The following is a 21,083-nucleotide window of genomic DNA, read 5'->3' as shown; positions in this document are numbered from 1 at the left end:
CCTCATCATTAATCTAAAATGGCTGGTGTTTGATTTTTTAAACAAGTTCGCAAAGCCGGATGCTGAGTTAAGGTTGGATCCTGACTAAAAATTGTTTGTACTTCTTGATAGGCAGCAAACAGGATGGCTTGATCAGCCACTGGGTCTGCTACCTTAAAACTAGGCAGTCCGGACTGTTTATTGCCAAAAAAATCTCCAGCCCCCCGTAATTCTAAATCTTTTTGTGCTAATTTAAAACCATCATTAGTTTGCGTCATAATCCGTAAACGTTGTAAGGCAGTCTCATTATGGGGATTAGCAATTAAAATACAGTAAGATTGCCGCTTCCCACGGCCGACGCGTCCTCGTAATTGGTGCAATTGCGATAAGCCAAACCGATCTGCATTATAAATCACCATGACCGTAGCATTCGGAACATCGACTCCAACTTCTACGACTGTCGTTGCCACCAAAATATCGATTTTTTGCGCTTGAAAATCCGCCATTACCTGTGCTTTAGCTTGCGCATCCATCTGTCCATGTAATAAAGCCACTTTATATTGGGCAAAGCTTTGCGTTAACTGTTGGTAAACTTCTTCTGCATTGTACAAGTTGACTTTTTCGGATTCACTAATTAAAGGGGCAACAACAAAGACTTGCGCTTGTTGTCTTAACTGCATTGCTAAAAACCGCTGAACTTGATCCAATTTATTAAACCGCAACCAATAAGTCGCAATCTGTTTTCGACCCGCAGGCAATTCATCGATCACTGATAAATCTAATTCCCCGTAATAAGTAATGGCTAACGTACGCGGAATCGGGGTGGCTGTCATCAATAACATATCCGGATCCCGCCCCTTTTGACGTAAAGCCCGACGTTGTTCTACGCCAAAACGATGCTGTTCATCAATGACCACTAAGCCCAAATTGCGATAATTGACAGCAGTTTGAAACAAAGCTTGCGTGCCGATAATCAAATTATAACGACCCGCAGCAATGGCCTCCAAGGCTGCTTGATGCTCTTTAGCAGTCAGTGAACTAGTTAATAAAACCGTGGTCATTTGAAATTGCGCAAACAAAGGACGTAATTTTAAATAATGTTGTTGGGCTAAGATTTCTGTGGGAGCCATTAATACTGTTTGATAACCGGACGTGATCGCTGCAAACATCGCAGTAGCCGCGACGGCGGTTTTACCACTACCTACGTCACCTTGTAATAAACGATTCATCGCTTGCGGCTGAGACATATCTTGCAAAATTTCAGTCAGCACGCGCTGTTGAGAGGCTGTTAAAGAAAAACCAAAATGTTCAATAAACTGCTGCACATAAGCTGCATCATAATTTTCTGGTAACCCTCGACTATTTTGTTGATTCGTTTGCTTGAGCAAAGCCAGTTGAGCATGATATAAAAATAATTCATGAAATTTAGCACTGCGTCGAGCTGCTCGTGCTTGTTGAATATTTTGTGGAAAATGCATTGCACGAACCATTTGTGCTTCGGATAATAGTTGATACTTTTGTTCCAGCTTGGTTCCGATCGGATCAACTAAGTCAGTATGATATTTTTGATAGGCTGCTTTTATAAGTTTAATCAATAACTTTTGCGGCACTTTTTTATTGGTCGGATAGATCGCATCTACCTTCGAAGCATCGTTGGTCGGCTGATGAATAATTTTCATTCCTATTAAAGAGCGCTTAACAGCTTCCCAACGACCATAAATATCACACACTTGCCCAGTCTCAAACCGTTTTTTAAGCCACGGCTGATTAAAAAAAGTGACCGGTATCGATTCATTTTCAACGAGCAAGCGCACAATAACTAATGAGCGCTTTGCACCTAAATGTTTTAAGATAGCGGGACTGGCTACTACCCCCTGTAAGACAATTTTTTCTTGGTCAGCAGCTTCTGCTAAAGACTTCACTACTAAATCCTCATACCGTCGGGGAAAATAGTAGAGTAAATCTTGAATAGTCTCAATGCCTAAGTCAGCTAAGTTTTGCTGAGTTTTGGGTCCCACTCCCGGCAAAGAAGTAACTGCTTGTAATAGTGCTTGCATTTTTTCTCCAAAAAAAGCGGCCTTGGCCGCCGCTCAATTTAATTTATTCTACTGCAATTAAATAAGGATAAACGGGTTGATCCCCTTCGTGAATCTCACATTCGAGATCCGGATATTGTTCGCCAATCATGGCCACAATTTGTTGCGCGGTGGCTTGCGAACCGGCCGCGCCTACTAAAATAGTTACAACCTCACTATCTTCGCCGACCATACGAGTCAACATTTGTTGACAGACGGATAACAAATCGGTGCCATTGACAGTGATTTTATTATCGACAATTCCTAAATAATCATCTTGATGAATCTGCAAATCATCCACTTCACTATCGCGAATGGCGCGGGTAATCTGACCACTCACTACTGTGCTTAAAGCTTCTGTCATATCAGTTTGATTCTCTGATAAAGAAGCATTAGGATCAAAAGACAACAAAGCTGTCATGCCTTGTGCGATCGTTTTACTTGGAATAATTGCAACTGGTATCTTAGCTACCTCTTGAGCCTGTTCGGCAGCCATAATAATATTTCCATTATTGGGTAAGACTAACACGCGCTTAGCATTACATTGGTTAATGGCATTGACAATATCTTGTGTGGACGGATTCATCGTTTGACCGCCACTTATAATCGTGGTTACCCCTAAACTCTGAAATAATTCTTGTAATCCCTTCCCTGAGACGACCGCAATGACCCCGTAATCTAATTGGGGTTGCGCTTTCGCGGCAGGCTTTTGTTCGGCTTCGACAATCGTCTCATGTTGAATGCGCATATTATCAATTTTAATTTTACTGAGTTCACCATAGCGGCGTCCCTGTGTAAAGATTTTTTGGGGATGTTGCGTGTGCACATGGACTTTCACCACTTCTTCATCGGCCACAACTAATAAAGAATCACCCAATTCATTTAAATAGTTGCGAAACTCCTCATAGTCAAAAGCATCATCAGAAGTGGGATTTTGGCCTAATTGCACCATCATTTCTGTACAAAAACCATTGGCAATATCCGCATTATTAAATTGCGTTTGTACTGACTGATGATGTGCCGCATTCAACATTTCGTCCATTTCAGCTTCATCAGGTTGATATTGGTCACTTGTACTGATGTTACCACCCAAGGCTTCCAGAAAACCTTCGTAAATGAAAACCAACCCTTGTCCGCCGGAATCCACCACACCAACTTCTTTGAGAACCGGCAAGAGATCCGGCGTTGTTGCCAAAGCACTTTTCGCCCCTTGGACCGCAGTAGTCATAATGTCAGTGGTGGTTTGTGCGGTATCACTCATTTTGGCCACGGCTTCACTAGCGCCGCGGGCCACTGTTAAAATTGTTCCTTCGACAGGCTTCATAACGGCTTGGTAAACTGTCGTCACGCCATCGGCTAAAGCCTGCGCTAAATCTTGCGGACTTAAAGTAGCTTTGGCGGCTACACTTTTGGCAAAGCCCCGAAAAATTTGTGAAGTAATCACTCCGGAATTGCCACGGGCTCCCATGAGCAGTCCCTTAGCCAAGTGTTGCGCTAATTCTCCCACATGGGTTGTTTGCGCTTCGTTAACGGCTTTATACCCAGATTGAAAAGTTAAATTCATATTTGTTCCTGTATCTCCATCAGGTACAGGGAAAACATTAAGCGAATTTACAAATTCCGCATTTTGGCTTAAACGATGGGACGCCATGCGAATCATAGCTGTAAATTCAGCCGCAGTAATTTCTTGAACTGCCAACTGCGATTCCTCCAATTAATCCTCTTCTAAAACTTTGACACCTTGCACGTAAACATTTACTTTTGCAGTAGGTGCTCCAAGCATAGTTTCAAGATTATATTTGACTTTACTTTGAACATTACGACAAACTTCCGATATCTTTACACCATAACCGACAATAATATAAACATCCACTACCGTTCCCGAGTCTTCCTGGCGGACAACGACACCTTTGGTATAATTTTCACGCTTTAAAATTTCATTAAAACCGTCGCGGAGCTGATTTTTACTAGCCATGCCGACGATGCCGTAAATATCCGTTGCTGCACAACCGACAATCGAAGCAATAACCTCATTTGAAATATCAACATTCCCTAATTTAGTATTGATCAATATTGCCACAATTTGCACCCCGATTCATAATCGTCTCATCAATAAATTCTATCATAGCCCGAAACTTTTAAAAAGTCTTACCCTTATTTCACCAGCCAGCCGACCATTATAAGCCCAGAAACTTTTAATTGACACTGTCAAGGATCTGTACTTGAAATCGCTAAAGTAAAATGGTAGTATGATTCAGGTATTATACCATACGCAAGTTTAACTAGGACAAGGAGGTTTGTCCCATGGCCAAAGATATTATTACCGGACGCAAAACTCGTTTTGGTAATAAGCGTTCACACGCTTTGAATTCATCACGACGTTCTTGGAAAGCTAATTTACAAAAAGTTCGGATCTTAGTTGATGGTAAACCAAAACGCGTTTGGGTTTCCACCCGGGCTTTAAAGTCAGGTAAAGTGACCCGCGTTTAATAAAAAAGACTAACTTATGAGTTAGTCTTTTTTTAATCGCAACTTTGAATGACCGCTACAACTCCTTGCGTAAAAGAAAAGTTCACTGTTGGACCGACGAATTCATTGCTGGCTAAACTCGTGGGTCGAGCAAAATCCGTCGCTGCCAATTGATATTTGGCTTTTTGAATCGTTAATTGCTGAACGGGGGTTAAATTAAAGAATGCTAAATATTTCATTTGCGGTAATCGCTTAATTTGATAATGCCCCGGTGGATAAAAATCAATTACATTTTGCCGATCAACTAGTTGTAATTTGGCCATATCAGCAGAATTGTGTAAATCAAGCGGCAAAAAAAGATTAACTAACTCGTGATCCAATCGGGCTCCGGTGGCGCCATATAAAGTTAGATGCTGGGCCTGACAGTCATCTAAAGCCACTTGCAACGCTAATTGCGAATCCGTCCAATCTTTAATGGGATTGGCATAACGAATATCTGTCACCTGTGCTTCCATCATTGCGCGTTCAACAGTCGTTAAGGAATCAAAATCACCCACACTAATCATTGGCGTAATATGCTGCTGCAGCAAGGTAATATTCCCATGGTCTACACCAATCCAAGGTCCCGCAATGTCATCTAACGGCGGTAAATTCTTTGTGGGCCCTCCTAACAGCAAATTAATCTGGTCCATTATTTTAAAGCCTGCTGTAATTTTTGAATTTGGGAAGCGATTTGATGGTCAAAAATATAAGAACCAGCGACAAAGATATTAGCTCCCGCCTGAGCACATTGTTGAATAGTTTGATCGTTAATTCCGCCATCAACTTCAATCGTGTAATTGTAGTTATGCTGCGCTTTTAATTGGGCCAGTTGTTGAATTTTTTCCAGCATTGCATCGATGAAGGCTTGACCGCCAAACCCCGGATTGACCGTCATCACTAAAACATTATCCACAGTAGCTAATAGCGGGGCGATCGTCGTCACTGCAGTTCCGGGATTCAAAACCACACCGGCTTTTTTATGAGCGGCATGAATAAGCTGGATCAAACGAAAAATATGTTGCGTACTTTCCACATGTACATTGATTAAATCAGCTCCGGCAGCAATCACTTCATCTAAATAATGTTCTGGATTGCAAACCATTAGATGGGCATCCAAAGGTACCTGGGTAATGGTTCGAATATCTTTAATAAATGCGGGGCCAAAAGATAGCGTAGGCACAAAGACGCCATCCATGAGATCAATGTGCAGCATATCAACACCTGCAGCCACTGCTTGATCAATATCTGCTTGCAAATTTAAGCGCTGGGCACTTAAAATTGACGGCGCGATCATTTGTTTTACCATAAAGAAAACCTCACTTTTTTGTTTTTTGATAAACTGGGCGTTGTTGTGATAATTCCTGTTGAAATTGGCAATAATTTTGATACCGTTGTGTTAATATCTGTCCAGCATTAACTGCAGCTTTAACACCACAATGGGGCTCTTGTAAATGCAAACAACCACGATACTTACATTGCTTACTATAGTAGTGTAAATCCGGATATAAAGTGGCTAATTGACCAGCGGTAACTTTTTGCCAATCTAAAGAAGAAAATCCCGGTGTGTCGGCAATCAAGCCCGACTGTAACGGATACAAAGTTACTCGGCGTGTCGTATGCTTACCACGATTCAAACTCTGTGAAATCGCATTGGTTTTTAAATTCAAAGCGGGTACAAGTTGATTTAGTAAGGTAGACTTTCCAACGCCCGTTTGCCCGGCTAAAACTGTTTCTTGCTGCGCCAGAGCTTTCAGTAACCGAGTCTGGGCTGCCGCTCCCCAAAAGACCGGATATCCCCAAGTTTCATAATATTTTAGAGAAGCCTGTAAACTATCGGCCCGCGTTGGAGTAATCAAATCCGTTTTACTGACGTAAATGAGCGGTTGGACTTGCTGGGCTTGCAAGATCACTAAAAAACGATCTAATAAATTAAAAGAAAAAGCTGGTTGAATACTACTCATGACCACTAAGGCCTGATCGACATTAGCAATCAACGGTCGCACTAATTGATTTTTGCGGGGATAAATTTTTAATAGATATTCATTTTCAAAATCAACTACATCACCCACTATGGGTTTGATTTTGCGTTTGCGAAAATTTCCCCGGGCGCGCGTACGGATAATTTGATGGTCAGCTGTTTGGACATCATAAAAACCGCTTAAGGATTGGATAATTTTTCCAGTTTGTTTCATTTTAATTACCTGTTACCGTTTGCGACTCAATCACTTGGCCGTCACGGACAATGCGATATTGACCAGTATCGCCCTTTTTTAAAACAAAGGGTAAAACCACATTCGTATCAGCTTTAATTGTCATAGCTTTATACAAGTCCGTTAAATTACGATTGTTATCTTTTAAATAAATTTGAACTTGATTACTGCCGGTAGCATTCTGACTGTCATAAGGAATGGTCACGGTTTTTTCATAATTTTGTGGCGTGTTTGTATTAGCACCGTGATCGTTATTAGCCGCATCATTATCACTGGTTTTGTCATTGGAATTCTTATTATTTGCTGCTCCCGTAGACACCACAACCGTTAAATCAGAGCCCGGAGTTACGCGCGTGCCGGGACTAGGATCTTGACTAATAATTAAGCCTTTATCGACCGAATCAGAGGCCTGTTCTTTCACTACTAAAGTTAAACCCACTTCATCAGCATAATCGCGGGCACTGCGTAAACTATAACCGGTTAAATCTTTAACTGTCAGATTATGCCGATGGGGTCCTAAAGACACAACTAATCGAACTTTTTGACGTGCATGAGCATATTTGGGGCTTTGCCGCAACACGATGCCAGACGAAACATTTTTGGAATAACGATTCACCCGTTGCACTTGATAACCTTGACCTCGCAGTTTAGCCGCGGCTGCTGCATAATTAAGCCCAACAACATTGGGTACACGCTGCTTTTTACTGCCCGAACTGATAACCAGCTTCACCTTGGCCCCAGTTTTCAAACGCACACCATGATTAGGAATAGTGCGGATCACCTTTTTTGCAGGAACCGTAGCACTGGTTTGCTTGATTACTGCTCCCGGTTTGAGTTTTGCAGCGACTAGTCTGTTGTTTGCCTGACTTAAACTCAGATTATTAACATCCGGGACGGCAACTTCGGCTCGACCCCAAAAGAGCCAACCACCTAAGAGGATCAACCCTAGTAAAAGCAATCCGAACAGCCACCATCTTTTTTTACGCCACCAACGACGCCGAGGCTTAGGCGGTGTAGCTTGGGTTTTGGGGGCATCATTTTTGCTTAAATTAGGCATGACCTTCGTAGCTTCTAAGTTGGAACCCGTTTTCACAGGTAGCGCCACAAACTTCGGCTCTTGCGCCCGGTTCGGGTCTAAAGCCGTCCGCAGGTCATTGGCCATCGCTTGTGTACTGGAATAGCGCTGCTTGGGATCTTTGGCGGTTGCTTTTAAAACCACATTTTCTAACGGTTGCGGCAAATCCGGAAGCGCTTTTTTCATGTCGGGAATTTCTTCGTTAAAGTGCTTTAAGGCAATAGCCAACGAAGTTTCGCCGTCAAAAGGTAATTTACCGGTCAACATTTCATATAAAATAATTCCCAGTGAATAAATATCCGATTGGGCGGTGGCGCGCTCGCCACGTACTCGTTCCGGAGCCATATAGTGGACTGAACCCAATGTGGAGTCAGTTTGTGTAATTGACTGTTCACCTAACGACAACGCAATCCCAAAATCCGAGACCTTGACGTGATTGCTAGGCGTAATCATCACATTTTGAGGTTTTAAATCGCGATGAATAATCCCGTGACGGTGGGCCACTGTCACGCCTTGCAAAATTTCCATCATAAAACGAACCACTAAGGGATACTCGAGCGGATAATGTTGATGGATATACTGCTTTAAAGTCGAACCTGCCACGTATTCCATTACAATATACGGAAATGAATCGTCATCACCTACATCTAAAATATTGACAATGTAGGGGCTGGACAATTCACTCATCGCAATGGATTCACGCTTAAAACGAATTTTAATTTGCGGATTATTTTGAACGTCGAATCGTAAACTTTTAAGGGCTACTTTCCGGTGCAAAAATTGGTCTTCGGCTAAATAAACATTAGACATCCCGCCTTCGCCCAAAGTATCTAAGATTAAATAACGATCCGCAATGAGATCTCCCTTATTAATCATGAGCAGAGTCCTCGCGATCTGCCTGCAAATCAATGAGTAAAACGGTAATATTGTCTTGCCCACCAGCAGCATTAGCGGCGGTTATCAGTTGATCACATTTTTTCTCTGAAGTTTGACTTTCTGCTAAAACCTGCGCAATTTGGTCATCATCGACCATATTTGTCAATCCATCACTACATAACAAAATTTGATCTTGCGTTTGTAAATCAAAAAAGCCAAAGGTCGGACTAACTCCTTCTGAAACTCCCAGACTTTGGGTAATAATATTTTTATTAGGATGGTGCTTGGCTTCTTGTGCTGTAATCGCGCCCGAAATCAACAGTTCATTAACTAACGAATGGTCAAAACTCAATTGCCGCAATTGTGAATGGCGATATAAATAACAACGGCTATCACCTACATTAACCACTAACAGCTTGGTAGGAAAAACAAATGCTCCCACCAAAGTAGTTCCCATATTCGTAAGTTCCACTTTTTTTTGTGAGGCTTGTATGACCCGTTTATTTTCTAAGGTTAAGAGCTGTTTAGCCCAATGAGCAATCGTATGAATATCTGCAGAATCGGTTTTTTCAAATGCCTCGCCGAAGTGAGTTACCACCATATCAGAAGCAATATCGCCTCCTAAGTGACCGCCCATCCCATCAGCGACCACCGCAAAAGTTACTTTCTGCTGATTACGGTAGATTTGAACATAATCTTCGTTATTATCCCGTTGACGTCCAATATCGGTACGGTAGGCTACGTCCATAAAGTTGTCACCTCGTCTTTTTTAAACAAGCAATAAAAAAACCATCTGTTTGAAAATCATCTGGAAAAATTTGAACAAATTCACCACGATGCAGCACTTTTAACGGCCAAGTAGTCACTACCGGTGCGAGCGTAAATTCGCGATGAGTTGTTAAAAAATTGTGCACGATTTGTTGATTTTCTTCCTCAAAAATCGTGCAGGTACTATAAACCAACAGACCGCCGACTTTCAGCAACGGTGCCACACTCGTCAAAATATCTTTTTGCACCTGGGCTAACGAAGTCAAGGCCTTTGCATCACGTAAATAACGAATTTCTGGTTTGCGGCGCATCAAGCCAAAGCCTGAACACGGAGCATCTACTAAGATCCGATCATAACTTTGCGCCGGCAAATGTTGATCTGCTTGCCGCGCATCCAAAGCCTGAGTCTGAATGTAATTTTGCACTCCCAGTCGCCGGGCATTTGCTTCAATCAGTCGTAATTTTGTCGCGTGCAAATCTAAGGCAGTGATTTGGCCCTCTGGTTCTAAATAGCTGGCTAATTGGGTAGTCTTACCACCTGGTGCCGCACAGGCATCTAGAATTCGATGTTGGGGACCAACTTGTAAAGCAGGCGCTACTAACATCGCACTTTCATCTTGAACCGTGTAAAGACCTTGCTGTAATAGCGAACTTTGCGTAATAGCTCCCTGTTGGCTGACGAGCCCGACAGGACTTAAAACACTGGGTTGCGTGCTGATATTTTGTGTTGCCAATTGTTGCTGTAAATCGGGCAAATTAGTTTTTTGTAAATTCACTCGAACAGCATTTTTTGGCGGTTGATTTAAACTGTGGACTAAGGTTTGCGTTTTCGTCCAACCAATTTGGGCCGTTAATTTTTCAATCACCCAAAGCGGTACACTATATTCGATACTCAATTGGTTTTTGGGATCTGCGGTTTGTACTGGTTTTTGTCCTTGACGTTGCAAGTTGCGTAAAATAGCGGTTACCAGTTTCCCGGCACCAGGATTTTCAACTTTTTTGGCGATTTTTGTGGCCTCATAAAAAATCGCCCGATCCGGAATTCGATCCAAATAATAAAGCTGATAAACTGAAATGCGCAAAAGATTCAAAATTAACGGCGCCAGATTTTGGGGTTTTTTGATCAGCGGCTGTAAATAATAATCCAAAGTTAATTTATGCTGTAAAGTTCCATAAACTAATTGCACTAACAGATCCTGGTCAACAGGTTTTAAAAGTTGTCGACTGAGACACTGATTTAACAAAAAATTGGAATAGCCTTGGCCCTGTAAGACCTGGGTCACAATGCGGGCTGCCCAATAGCGGGGATTATCATTTAATGATTTGATCGCCAATTTGAATGTCCTTTCCTTTGCCATTTAAGAAAGCCGCAATGGACATTCGAGATTTACCGGCGGGTTGAATTTCATCTAAAGATAAAACCGTTTGTTCTCCCGCTGCGATCCATAAATGCTTTTTAGTCCGGGCTACCACATGACCCGGAGTCAAGGTGGTCGCTTGATCGACTACGGTCGCTTGATAAATTTTTGTCCGTAAACCATCTAACCATAAATAAGCCACCGGATCGGGGTTCAATCCGCGTACCTGCCGGTTAATTTGGGTAGCAGGTTGATTAATATTAATTAACTCTTCGGTTGGCTTAATATTCGGGGTAAAAGTAGCTTGAGAATCATCTTGCGGAATCCGCTCATTAGTCCCTGCAATAATTTGCGGCAAAGTTGTCAACAAAAGGTCGCGGCCGACCAGGCTTAATTTTTCAAATAAACTGCCTGCAGTATCCGTCGCTTCAATGGGTACCGCTTGTTGGCTGATAATATCGCCGGCATCCATTTGCGCTGCCATGTACATTAAGGTGATTCCCGTTTGCGTATCCCCATTCATAATAGCCCGTTGAATGGGTGCTCCACCGCGGTTTTTGGGTAATAATGAACCGTGAACATTAACGGCAGCTAGCCGCGGTGCCGCCAACAATTCTGGCGGTAAAAACTGCCCATAAGCTGCTGTAATAATCAAATCGGGCTGCAACTCAATAATTTGCTGCAACTCAACACTTTGCGCCAGACGTTCTGGTTGCATGACCGGCAAATGATGCGCCGTAGCAAAAGACTTCACCGGATTTTCCTGCAGTCGCTGCCGCCGGCCTACACGGCGATCGGGCTGCGTCACTACCGCCAAGATCTCATAGGCGGCTGTATCCGTTAGCAAACCAGCTAGAATATTAACTGCAAATTGGGGGGTTCCCATAAAAACTATTTTTGTCATTAATTTACTCCATTTGCTGTGGTTCATTGTCAATGGCTATTGCAAAACCACGTTTTTTATCTATCTGTACATTGTTCATAATCTGGTGCAGCAATTGCCCTAGGGACTGATTGTGACGATATTTAATAATAATTTGATAATAATACCGATTCTTGATGCGCGCCACCGTAGGCTGTACAGGACCTAGTAATTGTTCTCGCGGTTGCAAGATGGGTTTAATCCGTTTAGCTACATTATAAGCCATCTTAAAAGCCTGCGCGCGCTCCTGGTGGGAAATTGTAATTTTAATCAAAAAAAAGTAAGGCGGATAGTTCCCTTGATGCCGAAATTGCATTTCTTGTCGGTAAAAAGCTTCATAGTCTTGCTGAGAAGCTAATTGAATCGCATAATTATCCGGATTATAAGTTTGGATGAAAACCTGGCCTAATTTTTGCTTTCGTCCCGCACGCCCACTTACCTGCGTTAATAATTGAAACGTCCGCTCATTGGCCCGAAAATCGTTAATCCCTAGACCTGTATCCGCATTAATAACTCCCACTAAAGTGACATTAGGAAAATCCAGTCCTTTCGCAATCATTTGCGTACCTAATAAGATATCGGCTTGTTGCTGTGCAAATTGTTGTAAAATTCTTTGATGTGCACCTTTACGCGTGGTGGTATCATTGTCCATTCGCAACACCCGGGCTTGCGGCAGTAATTCTTGTAATTGGGTTTCTACTTTTTGCGTACCGGTGCCACTTAAGCGTAATTTGGAACTGCCACAAACCTGACACTGCTTCATAATCGGCTCCCGATGGCCACAATAATGGCACAACAAGCAATGCTCTTGTAAATGAACGGTCAAAGTTATATCACAATTAGGACAATGCGGCACAAAACCACAATTGCGGCAAAGCAAAAAATTCGCATAACCACGTCGATTTAATAAGAGAATCGCTTGTTCGTGCTTTTTTAAACACTGGTGTAAAGCCGTTATCAGCGGTTGGGACAAATCTACTTGCAGCGGTGAATTTAATTCCAGTGCCAAATTCTGTTGTTCACGTAAATCAACAATCTGAACTTGTGGTAAGGGTTGATTGTAAACCCGATGCGGCATTTGCACTAGTTGATATACGCGTTTTTGACCACGAGCTCGAGATTCTAAGCTGGGAGTCGCACTCCCTAAAACTACAGGGCAATGATGATAGCGTCCCCGCCATAAAGCCACATCCCGAGCATGATAACGGGGATTGTCAATTTGTTTATAACTGGCTTCATGCTCTTCATCGATGATGATCACTCCCAAATGCCGCAAGGGAGCAAACACTGCCGAACGGGCTCCTACTACCACCTGGGCTTGTTGTTGATTAATTCGCCGCCATTCGTCATAACGTTCACCTTGGGATAAACCACTATGCAAAACAGCCACTTGGCCGCCAAAACGTGCCCGCACCCGGGTTACCATCTGTGGGGTTAAAGAGATTTCCGGCACTAACATTAAAGCTGTTTTATGTTGCTGTAAAAAATGTTCAATGACTTGTAAATAAACTTCGGTTTTCCCACTCCCTGTAACACCTTCTAATAAAACTGGCCGGGAAGCGCTAGTAATAATCGTTTGGTAAGCTTTGCGCTGTTCCGCGGTCAAAACTTGAGGTGACGAGGGAGTCACCGGATTCGTATAAGGATTGCGGCGAATCTCAATTTGAGAGCGCGTAAACCAACCATGTGCAATAGCAGCTTTGATGACACTATTACCAATCTGATATTTTTGTTGTAAAGCCGTATAAGTTATTTGTTGCCAGTCCGGATGATCAATAAATAACTGCAACAACTGCCGCTGTTTGGTAGCTTGAGGCTTAACCTGCGTGACAATGTGTGCATAATCTTGATTAGCTACTCGGTTTAAAACTAATTGTTGACGCGTCTGCGCTTTGTTTTCAACCAAGTAGTCAATCCGCACTTGTCCTTGCTTTTGCCATTGAGCCAGTTGGCGTTGCTGGGTTAAATCATTAGGGACTGAGATGGCCGCGGCACCTTGAAATAACGCCGATTGACGTACAGTCGAAGTTAAAGCCCAAGCTTTTTTTGAATATTTGGCGCGCATCACGTTTGGTAACATGGTTTGTAAGCAATCAACCCAAAAAGCAAAAGTCCGGTTGGCTAACCATTGCGATAATTGTAATAATTCTGAGCTTAACACCGGTTGCAAATCAATTAAATAGGCGATCGGTTTGCATTTTTGGGCATAACTACTAGTGGTACTAGTACCGACAACAAAGCCTTGTACACGCCGCCCGCTGCGACCAAAAGGTACCACCACCCGTTGTCCGGCAACAATGAACTTCTCTAAAGCTGCCGGAATCAAATAATCAAATGAATGATCCGTTTGCTGAGTCGGCACATCGACAACTACTTGAGCATACAAGCCTGTACCACTCCTTTATGACGCAAAAAACTCCATTAGAAGCTGATTTTCTAATGGAGACAAAATAATCCCTTAATAAATAGCCAATCTCTTACTCATGTTGCGACTCTTGAGCCTCTTCTCGGGTTTCTTCCAGTAACTCAACGCGCTCCGCGTTACGCTCCATCAAAATAGAATCGGGATCAATCTCGATTTTATCCGCAGCAATTTCTTCCAATGCCTGACCCACGGAGCGCGGCGATTGATAGCTGGTCAACATTTTTTCATCGCCATCATCCAACTCATGAGCCCGCTTAGCAGACAAAACTGCTAACGAGTAGCGGGAACCAATTTGATCTAATAATTTATCAATGGAAGGATATGAAATCATATTATTTGTCTCCAATCATTTTGCGATAACTGTCAATGACTCGCGAAACCCGCAAATGTTCGCTTTGAACGATTTTTTCAATTCGTTTCACCGCTTGCGGTACCTGATCATTGACCACAGCATAATCATAATTCGACATCATTTTTATTTCTTGTCGGGCCTGTTCCATCCGTTTTTCAATCGTCGATTGATCTTCGGATCCCCGACCCGTAATTCGATGGCGTAAACTAGCCAAATCCGGCGGAGTTAAAAAAATAAAGACGCCATCCGGCATTTTTTTGCGGACTTGTAAAGCACCGTTAACCTCGATTTCTAGAAAAACATCCCAACCGTTATTGAGATTATCTTGGACATATTTCAGTGGGGTTCCATAATAGTGATCGACATATTGCGCGTACTCTAACATGCCTCCTTGACGAATTTGTTCTTCAAATTGCGCCTTAGTTCGAAAAAAATAATCCACGCCATCTTGTTCTCCCGGCCGCATAGGACGAGTTGTCATTGAAACTGAATACTTGAATTTATTGGTTGCATCTTTGAGCATGGCTTTACGCACCGTCCCTTTGCCCACACCTGATGGACCCGATAAAACAATCAGCATTCCCTTTTCCGATGACATACTAACACCCTTTGACCAAAATTATTTACCTTCTATATTGCTACATTTTCTGAAATTTTTCAAGTCAAAGTCTGTTGTCCCTGATCACTCTTGGCAAAAGTCAATGTGGGATGGGCTAGTTGTAATAATTCTTGAGCATGCTGTTTTGTAATTGTAGTGACTTTGGTACCTTCCAACATTTGGGCAATTACTGCCACTCGTTGCTGGGGTGATAAGGTTTGCACCGTCGTTACGGTATGTTTTTTTTGAATCTGCTTATCAACCAGGTATTGCGTGTCACTGACGGCCGCCACTTGAGGCAAATGGGTAATACATAAAACCTGCACTTGAGTTGCAATTTGGGCCAGTTTTTCTCCAATTGCCTGCGCGACACGACCACTTACCCCAGTATCGATTTCATCAAAAACTAAAGTCTCGACGGCTTGGTATTGTGCAAGCACCGTTTTCAAAGCTAACATAATCCGTGATAACTCACCGCCGGAAGCAATTTTCGCCAAAGGTAATAATTCTTCTCCCGGATTAGCCTGTAAAAAGAATTCCAAAGATTCTTGACCCCAACGAGTAAAGTCGGTCGTGGTAAATTGAATCTGAAAGCGCGTTTGCTCCATATACATGGCGGCTAATTGTTCTTGAATTTTCTGCTCTAATTGCCGAGCTACTTGATGGCGTTGTTGGGACAACCGCTGAGCTTTTTGTTGTACAACAGAAGTCTGTGTTTGTAATTGCTGCTCTAATTGCTGAGGATCTTGTAATTGTTGCTCTAGCTGGGTTAGCTTGGTCTGGGCTTGTTGTCCAAAAGCCAAAACTTCAGAAATACTGGCACCGTATTTCTTTTCCAAATTCCGAATTAATTGCAATCGCGTTTGCAACTCATCAACTTTGCCCGGTTCATATTCCTGTTGATCTAATTGTTGACGAATACGTTCCTGACTATCCTGCAAATCATAAAAAGAACTTTCAATCTCGTGCGTGATTTCTTGATATTCCGGATCATAATCACTAATGGTTTGCATCTGTTGCAACACTTCACCTAAGCGGTCCATAATACTGGGAGTTCGTTGCGCTAAATCCAAATAAGCAGTGGCTAAACTTTCATGTATTTTTTCAAAATTAGTTAATTGTTGCAACTGGGAAGTTAACTCCTCTTCTTCTTGAGGCTGCAAATTTGCCGCTGTAATTTCTTGGACTTGAAATTGCAACATATCCCTCTGTTGTGCTAACTGTTGCTGATTATGCTGAACCTCTGCTAACTGCTGACGAATTTGTTGATACTTGGCAAATTCTTTTTGATATGCGGCAAGACTTTGCTGCAATGGTTTTTGACCAAATTCGTCCAATAAATGCAGATGCGTCTGGGGATCTAATAAACTTTGACTTTGATTTTGTCCGCTAATATCTACTAAATAAGGACCTAATTTTTTTAAAAAAGCTAACGGTACTAACGTGCCGTTTACACGACAGAGATTACGGCCATTTTTATGCAACTCCCGTTTAATAATCAGCGTAGGGTCTGCAATCGGCAAGTCCACCCCTTGTTGTTGGCATAGTTGCTTAATTTGCGACTGGTTAACAGCTTCTAAACTAAATTGCCCTTGCACAATAGCTTTGCTGCTGCCTGTCCGAACCAATTCACTGCGCCCGCGATTGCCAATCAATAAGCCTAAGGCATCCATGATGATTGATTTGCCGGCACCAGTTTCACCAGTAAAAGCTGACAGCCCAGAATGAAAAGTAACTTCAACTTGTTCAATGATCGCAACATTTTGAATAACTAATTCTTGTAACATTCAGACACCTCGCTTAGTTTCGCACAGGCAATGTTTGATGTGCCATTTGCACTACTTGTTCAACATTCACGCCAGCAGCTAGATGTCCCGGAGTTTGACTCAAGCGCAAATGAATCAAAAATTCAATATTACCTGCTCCACCGGTAATCGGTGAAAAATCCAAACCTAAAACATCATAGTGCTGCGCTAAACAAAACTGGATAATCTCGTTTAAAACTCGGTTATGAATAACAGGATCCCGTACAACCCCGTGTTTGCCCACATTTTGAGGGCCCGCTTCAAATTGCGGTTTAATCAAACAAACTGCATCATGTTCGGGCACTAAAATTTTAGTCAGCGGTGGTAGGATTAATTTTAAGGAGATAAACGAAACATCCGTCATCGCAAACTCTGGTAAGCCATCGACAAAATCCTCAGGTTGACTATAGCGAAAATTGACTCGTTCCATGACTCGCACCCGCGGATCAGTTCTTAACTTCCAAGCTAACTGATTATAACCGACATCCAAAGCATAAACTTCTCGTGCCCCTTGTTGTAAAGCTACATCTGTAAAGCCGCCAGTGGAAGCCCCGATATCTAAACACAAACAATCAGTCAAATCAAGCTGAAACGTTTGTAAGGCTTTAACTAACTTATAAGCTCCGCGACCAACATAGCGGGTATGCGGTAATTGTTTTAAATGTAATTGACTATCACTAGGAATCTTAATGCCGGGTTTGTCTAAACGCAAATTATCCGCCGTATAAACCTCACCCGCCATAATGGCCCTTTTAGCCTGCTCGCGTGAAGCTACCAATTTTTGTTGTACGACTAGCACATCGACTCGTTCCTTTTTCATTGTACTGCTCCTAAATCGAAGTAAGCCAAAGCATCCTCTAAAAGAACCGTGGAGTCTGGAAGTAACGCCAAGGCCGCGCGAGCCGCTGCAAGAGCTTGCGTTAATTGCGCACGGGCCGCTTTGAGGCCGAGTACTTCGGGGTAAGTGTTTTTTCCCGCCGCCTGGTCTTTTCCGACTGCTTTGCCTAATTGTTTGGCATTGCCCCGCAAATCCAATAAATCATCGTAAATTTGAAAAGCTAATCCAAAATTTTGAGCATAAATTTGTAATTGTTGTCGAAGTTGTGGCGAAGCCTGCCCACAATATGCGCCCATCAAAACGGCAGCCGTAATTAAAGCACCGGTTTTTTGAGCATCTAATTGTTCCACTTGAGCAACCGATAGATGATCACCTGCATGCACAATATCGGTCATCTGTCCAGCTACCATTTGTTGAGGCCCCGCAGCTTGAGCTAAGATTTGAATCAGTTTCACTTGTAAAGCTGCAGTCAGTTTGGTGGTGGCTAACCACGAAAAAGCATGCGTCAACAAGCCATCACCGGCTAAGACAGCTCTACCCACCGTGAATTTTTTATGGTTCGTTAAATGACCGCGTCGATAATCATCATTATCCATTTCCGGCAGATCGTCATGAATTAAAGAATACGTATGCAGTAATTCTATTGCCCCGGCGACACGAAAATAATCTCGGGGATTAACTTGAGGTGCACAGGTCTTCAAAGCTGCTAAGAGTAAAAAAGGACGTAACCTTTTGCCGCCAGCTTCCACGGAATAAAGCATACCAGCTTGTAATTCCGGCTGTTTTATTTCCTGGCGTAAATGTTCATCTAAATAGTGATTAAATTCGGCTAAATATTGTTGATGAAAAGCTTGAAATTGATTCATTGTTCTGAATCCTGTTTGGCCGTTGCGGGTGGCAACTGAAAGTCACTCGTTTGCCCCTCTTCATCCATGACCTGCGTTAACTTTTCTTCTGCCTGCGACAAGGTCTTATTAAGCTTTTGACTGAGTTGGACTCCCTGCTGAAATTGATTCATAGCCTCTTCTAAAGGCACATCTCCTTTTTGCAGCCGGTCCACAATTTGTTGTAAAGTTGTTAAATTTTCCTCAAAGGTTTTTTCTTTAGTCATTATTCTTCGCCTCAATCCGTAATACTTGTGCTTGCCACTGACCATCTTGTAATTGAACCTGCACCTGCTCACCCACTTGCAACTGTTGAATCCTGGTAATCACTTGTTGCTTTTTCTGCACAATGGCATAACCACGCTGGAGGGTTTTCAGTGGACTTAAACTATCTAACGTTGCGATCACATGTTTAAATTGTGCACGATGCTGCTGTAAATAAGTCTGATAACTGTACAATAATTCATGTTGCGATTGTAATACTTGCTGTTGCATATGTTGTAAAGGCGGCTGTTGAAACATCAATGCTTGATGAGTGATTCGCCAGGTTTGACGCTGAGCTTGTAATTGCTGTTGCATAGTCTCAAACAAAGCCGTAGTCAATTGATCCACTTGTTGGAGATATTCGCGATAAAGATTTTGGGGATGGGTAAATAAATAATTGTTTTGCAAAAAAGTCAGCTGTTGGCGCTTGTGAGCTAGGAGGTTACGCAAAGCCTGCAGTAATTGGACATTTAATTGTTGAATCTCTAAAAGTAAATCTGCTAAAACCGGCGTGGCCAACTCGGCCGCTGCAGTTGGCGTCGCTGCACGCAAATCCGCCACTAAGTCCGCAATTGTTGTATCGGTTTCATGACCCACAGATGAAATCACCGGAATTTTAGATGCAATGATTGCGCGCGCCACAGACTCTTCATTAAAAGGCCATAAATCTTCAATAGAACCGCCACCGCGCCCCATAATAATAGTATCAAAATTGCCTAATTCATTTACTTGTTGCAAACGGGCAACCAAACTAGCAGCTGCCGCTTGACCTTGGACTTGGGCCGAAAACAATACCAATTGCACAATCGGAAAACGTCGCTGCACTGTCGTAATAATATCCCGAATAACTGCTCCGGAAGGACTAGTAATAATCGCAATGCGGCGGGGAAATTTACTAATCGGCTGCTTCGGTAAAGCAAAAACACCTTCTTTTTGTAATTTAGCTTTTAATTGCTCGAAGGCTTGATATAAGGCGCCCACACCATCAGGCTGCATTGATTCTACATAAATCTGATATTGACCTGAAGCCTCATAAAGAGAAACATAGCCACTGACCAATACCTTCATGCCCTCTTCCGGCTGAAATTTCAATTTAGCAAAAGCACTATGAAACATTATGGCTGAAATTTTGGCATGTTTATCTTTTAAAGAAAAATATTGGTGTTTAGGTCGCAAGCGAAAGTTGGAGATTTCCCCAGTTAAGTAAACCCGCTTCAGATAAGGATCAGCGTCAAATTTGCGTTTTAAATATTGAGTTAAGGCACTGACCGTTAAGTACTCAGTGGTCATCACGCTGCGCCCGCTGTTCTGCTAATGTGATTACTTGATCTAATAAACCTGTAATCGTCATTGGACCCACCCCTCCTGGCACTGGCGTGATAAAACCTGCTATTTCTTGGACATCAGCAAATTGTACATCACCAACCAGTTTACCTTGGGCATTGTGATTCATACCGACATCAATTACAGTAGCTCCTGGCTTAACATATTGGGCAGTAATCATTTCCGGCTGACCAATTGCCACGATCAAAATATCCGCCTGCCGGGCAATAGCAGCTAAATTCCGGGTTTTAGAATGAGCTACAGTTACTGTAGCGTTAGCTCTTAATAATAAAGAAGCCATCGGCTTACCCACAATATTACTGCGGCCAATCACTACGGCTTGCTGACCGGCAAGATGTATCTGATACGCTGCTAACAACCGCATAATCCCACGAGGCGTCCCGGGGAAATTACCCGACTCGCCACTCCAAAGGCGTCCTACATTAACCACACTGAAGCCATCAACATCTTTATCCGGATCAATTGTATTCATCACTGTTGTCGCATCAATTTGAGGCGGCACCGGCATTTGGACCATCACCCCATCTACGTCGGGATCTTGATTCAACTGTTGAATCAAGGTTAAAAGCTCCGCTTGGGTTACACTGGCAGCTAGATGATGTAATTGATAGTTAATTCCTAATTTCTGAGCTCGGCGCTGCTTATTGCGTACATAAATAGCACTCGCCGGATCATCACCAATTAATACGACCGCCAACCCGGGCGTTATTTGTCGCTGTTTCAAATGTTGTATGCGTTGCTGGAACTCTGCATCCGCTTGTTGCGCTACTTGAGTTCCACTCATAATTATGGCGCTCAT

20 protein-coding genes are annotated in these 21,083 nt (G+C 42.8%); 1 reads left to right on the top strand and 19 read right to left on the bottom strand.

Going from position 1 to position 21,083, the window contains the following annotated elements; translation table 11 throughout:
* Positions 1 to 8 precede the first annotated feature (8 nt).
* Genes recG through JG30_RS03520 form a run of 3 tightly spaced genes read right to left on the bottom strand, consistent with a single transcriptional unit; the run spans position 9 to position 4,134 of the window.
* Positions 9 to 2,036, bottom strand: a complete 2,028-nt coding sequence (gene recG / locus JG30_RS03530; RefSeq protein ID WP_046316194.1) for an ATP-dependent DNA helicase RecG — start codon at positions 2,034 to 2,036, stop codon at positions 9 to 11.
* 43 nt (positions 2,037 to 2,079) lie between these two features.
* The gene (locus JG30_RS03525) at positions 2,080 to 3,753 is read right to left on the bottom strand and encodes a DAK2 domain-containing protein (protein WP_046316192.1); all 1,674 of its coding nucleotides are present in this window, start codon (positions 3,751 to 3,753) and stop codon (positions 2,080 to 2,082) included.
* 15 nt (positions 3,754 to 3,768) lie between these two features.
* Positions 3,769 to 4,134, bottom strand: coding sequence for an Asp23/Gls24 family envelope stress response protein (locus JG30_RS03520; protein ID WP_046317210.1), 366 nt, complete (start codon positions 4,132 to 4,134; stop codon positions 3,769 to 3,771).
* 224 nt (positions 4,135 to 4,358) lie between these two features.
* Between JG30_RS03520 and rpmB the strand changes: the two genes are divergently transcribed.
* Positions 4,359 to 4,544 carry a 50S ribosomal protein L28 gene (gene rpmB, locus JG30_RS03515; protein WP_046316190.1) on the top strand — a complete coding sequence of 62 codons (186 nt, stop codon included), beginning with the start codon at positions 4,359 to 4,361 and terminating at the stop codon, positions 4,542 to 4,544.
* Positions 4,545 to 4,576: 32 nt separating this feature from the next.
* Here rpmB and JG30_RS03510 read toward each other — a convergent pair whose 3' ends face one another.
* The 16 genes from JG30_RS03510 to folD form a co-directional block, all read right to left on the bottom strand.
* Positions 4,577 to 5,215, bottom strand: coding sequence for a thiamine diphosphokinase (locus JG30_RS03510; protein ID WP_046316188.1), 639 nt, complete (start codon positions 5,213 to 5,215; stop codon positions 4,577 to 4,579).
* The gene (gene rpe / locus JG30_RS03505) at positions 5,215 to 5,871 is read right to left on the bottom strand and encodes a ribulose-phosphate 3-epimerase (RefSeq protein ID WP_046316186.1); all 657 of its coding nucleotides are present in this window, start codon (positions 5,869 to 5,871) and stop codon (positions 5,215 to 5,217) included. The genes JG30_RS03510 and rpe overlap by 1 nt, the downstream gene beginning before the upstream one ends.
* A 10-nt stretch (positions 5,872 to 5,881) precedes the next feature.
* Positions 5,882 to 6,757, bottom strand: coding sequence for a ribosome small subunit-dependent GTPase A (gene rsgA / locus JG30_RS03500; protein WP_046316184.1), 876 nt, complete (start codon positions 6,755 to 6,757; stop codon positions 5,882 to 5,884).
* 1 nt (position 6,758) lies between these two features.
* On the bottom strand, positions 6,759 to 8,726 hold the full coding sequence (gene pknB, locus JG30_RS03495; RefSeq protein WP_046316182.1) for a Stk1 family PASTA domain-containing Ser/Thr kinase: 1,968 nt from the start codon (positions 8,724 to 8,726) through the stop codon (positions 6,759 to 6,761).
* Positions 8,719 to 9,474, bottom strand: coding sequence for a Stp1/IreP family PP2C-type Ser/Thr phosphatase (locus tag JG30_RS03490; protein ID WP_046316180.1), 756 nt, complete (start codon positions 9,472 to 9,474; stop codon positions 8,719 to 8,721). The genes pknB and JG30_RS03490 overlap by 8 nt, the downstream gene beginning before the upstream one ends.
* Positions 9,475 to 9,481: 7 nt before the next feature.
* On the bottom strand, positions 9,482 to 10,828 hold the full coding sequence (gene rsmB / locus JG30_RS03485; protein WP_245626287.1) for a 16S rRNA (cytosine(967)-C(5))-methyltransferase RsmB: 1,347 nt from the start codon (positions 10,826 to 10,828) through the stop codon (positions 9,482 to 9,484).
* Positions 10,806 to 11,756 carry a methionyl-tRNA formyltransferase gene (fmt, locus tag JG30_RS03480; RefSeq protein ID WP_046316177.1) on the bottom strand — a complete coding sequence of 317 codons (951 nt, stop codon included), beginning with the start codon at positions 11,754 to 11,756 and terminating at the stop codon, positions 10,806 to 10,808. Before fmt ends, rsmB begins: the two co-directional genes overlap by 23 nt.
* Positions 11,757 to 11,760: 4 nt before the next feature.
* Complete coding sequence (priA, locus tag JG30_RS03475; RefSeq protein ID WP_046316175.1) at positions 11,761 to 14,160, bottom strand: primosomal protein N'; 2,400 nt, start codon at positions 14,158 to 14,160, stop codon at positions 11,761 to 11,763.
* Positions 14,161 to 14,251: 91 nt separating this feature from the next.
* Positions 14,252 to 14,530 (bottom strand): DNA-directed RNA polymerase subunit omega, encoded by a 279-nt coding sequence (gene rpoZ / locus JG30_RS03470; RefSeq protein ID WP_046316173.1) that lies wholly within the window; start codon positions 14,528 to 14,530, stop codon positions 14,252 to 14,254.
* Position 14,531: 1 nt separating this feature from the next.
* Positions 14,532 to 15,149 (bottom strand): guanylate kinase, encoded by a 618-nt coding sequence (gene gmk, locus JG30_RS03465; protein WP_046316171.1) that lies wholly within the window; start codon positions 15,147 to 15,149, stop codon positions 14,532 to 14,534.
* 59 nt (positions 15,150 to 15,208) lie between these two features.
* Positions 15,209 to 16,936, bottom strand: a complete 1,728-nt coding sequence (gene recN / locus JG30_RS03460; RefSeq protein WP_046316168.1) for a DNA repair protein RecN — start codon at positions 16,934 to 16,936, stop codon at positions 15,209 to 15,211.
* A gap of 13 nt (positions 16,937 to 16,949) precedes the next feature.
* Entirely contained in the window at positions 16,950 to 17,774 is an 825-nt protein-coding gene (locus tag JG30_RS03455) for a TlyA family RNA methyltransferase (RefSeq protein ID WP_046316167.1), read from the bottom strand.
* Positions 17,771 to 18,658, bottom strand: coding sequence for a polyprenyl synthetase family protein (locus JG30_RS03450; protein WP_046316165.1), 888 nt, complete (start codon positions 18,656 to 18,658; stop codon positions 17,771 to 17,773). Before JG30_RS03450 ends, JG30_RS03455 begins: the two co-directional genes overlap by 4 nt.
* Positions 18,655 to 18,903 (bottom strand): exodeoxyribonuclease VII small subunit, encoded by a 249-nt coding sequence (locus JG30_RS03445; protein ID WP_046316163.1) that lies wholly within the window; start codon positions 18,901 to 18,903, stop codon positions 18,655 to 18,657. Before JG30_RS03445 ends, JG30_RS03450 begins: the two co-directional genes overlap by 4 nt.
* Positions 18,896 to 20,233 carry an exodeoxyribonuclease VII large subunit gene (gene xseA, locus JG30_RS03440; protein WP_179854019.1) on the bottom strand — a complete coding sequence of 446 codons (1,338 nt, stop codon included), beginning with the start codon at positions 20,231 to 20,233 and terminating at the stop codon, positions 18,896 to 18,898. Before xseA ends, JG30_RS03445 begins: the two co-directional genes overlap by 8 nt.
* On the bottom strand, positions 20,220 to 21,083 hold the full coding sequence (gene folD, locus JG30_RS03435; RefSeq protein ID WP_046316159.1) for a bifunctional methylenetetrahydrofolate dehydrogenase/methenyltetrahydrofolate cyclohydrolase FolD: 864 nt from the start codon (positions 21,081 to 21,083) through the stop codon (positions 20,220 to 20,222). The genes xseA and folD overlap by 14 nt, the downstream gene beginning before the upstream one ends.

This window comes from Bombilactobacillus mellifer (assembly GCF_000970795.1).
Taxonomy (GTDB): Bacteria; Bacillota; Bacilli; order Lactobacillales; family Lactobacillaceae; genus Bombilactobacillus; species Bombilactobacillus mellifer.
The sequence above is the reverse complement of the archived record's forward strand: the minus strand, read 5'-3'. Positions and strand labels throughout refer to the sequence as shown.

Excerpts from the sequence above, each read along its gene's own strand:
- rsgA (WP_046316184.1), bottom strand. The coding sequence starts at position 6,757 with ATGAAACAAACTGGAAAAATTATCCAATCCTTAAGCGGTTTTTATGAT.
- JG30_RS03510 (WP_046316188.1), bottom strand. The coding sequence starts at position 5,215 with ATGGACCAGATTAATTTGCTGTTAGGAGGGCCCACAAAGAATTTACCG.
- rpe (WP_046316186.1), bottom strand. The coding sequence starts at position 5,871 with ATGGTAAAACAAATGATCGCGCCGTCAATTTTAAGTGCCCAGCGCTTA.
- JG30_RS03445 (WP_046316163.1), bottom strand. The coding sequence starts at position 18,903 with ATGACTAAAGAAAAAACCTTTGAGGAAAATTTAACAACTTTACAACAA.
- JG30_RS03450 (WP_046316165.1), bottom strand. The coding sequence starts at position 18,658 with ATGAATCAATTTCAAGCTTTTCATCAACAATATTTAGCCGAATTTAAT.
- rpmB (WP_046316190.1), top strand. The coding sequence starts at position 4,359 with ATGGCCAAAGATATTATTACCGGACGCAAAACTCGTTTTGGTAATAAG.
- pknB (WP_046316182.1), bottom strand. The coding sequence starts at position 8,726 with ATGATTAATAAGGGAGATCTCATTGCGGATCGTTATTTAATCTTAGAT.
- gmk (WP_046316171.1), bottom strand. The coding sequence starts at position 15,149 with ATGTCATCGGAAAAGGGAATGCTGATTGTTTTATCGGGTCCATCAGGT.
- fmt (WP_046316177.1), bottom strand. The coding sequence starts at position 11,756 with ATGACAAAAATAGTTTTTATGGGAACCCCCCAATTTGCAGTTAATATT.
- JG30_RS03490 (WP_046316180.1), bottom strand. The coding sequence starts at position 9,474 with ATGGACGTAGCCTACCGTACCGATATTGGACGTCAACGGGATAATAAC.
- recG (WP_046316194.1), bottom strand. The coding sequence starts at position 2,036 with ATGCAAGCACTATTACAAGCAGTTACTTCTTTGCCGGGAGTGGGACCC.
- rpoZ (WP_046316173.1), bottom strand. The coding sequence starts at position 14,530 with ATGATTTCATATCCTTCCATTGATAAATTATTAGATCAAATTGGTTCC.
- folD (WP_046316159.1), bottom strand. The coding sequence starts at position 21,083 with ATGAGCGCCATAATTATGAGTGGAACTCAAGTAGCGCAACAAGCGGAT.
- JG30_RS03455 (WP_046316167.1), bottom strand. The coding sequence starts at position 17,774 with ATGAAAAAGGAACGAGTCGATGTGCTAGTCGTACAACAAAAATTGGTA.
- recN (WP_046316168.1), bottom strand. The coding sequence starts at position 16,936 with ATGTTACAAGAATTAGTTATTCAAAATGTTGCGATCATTGAACAAGTT.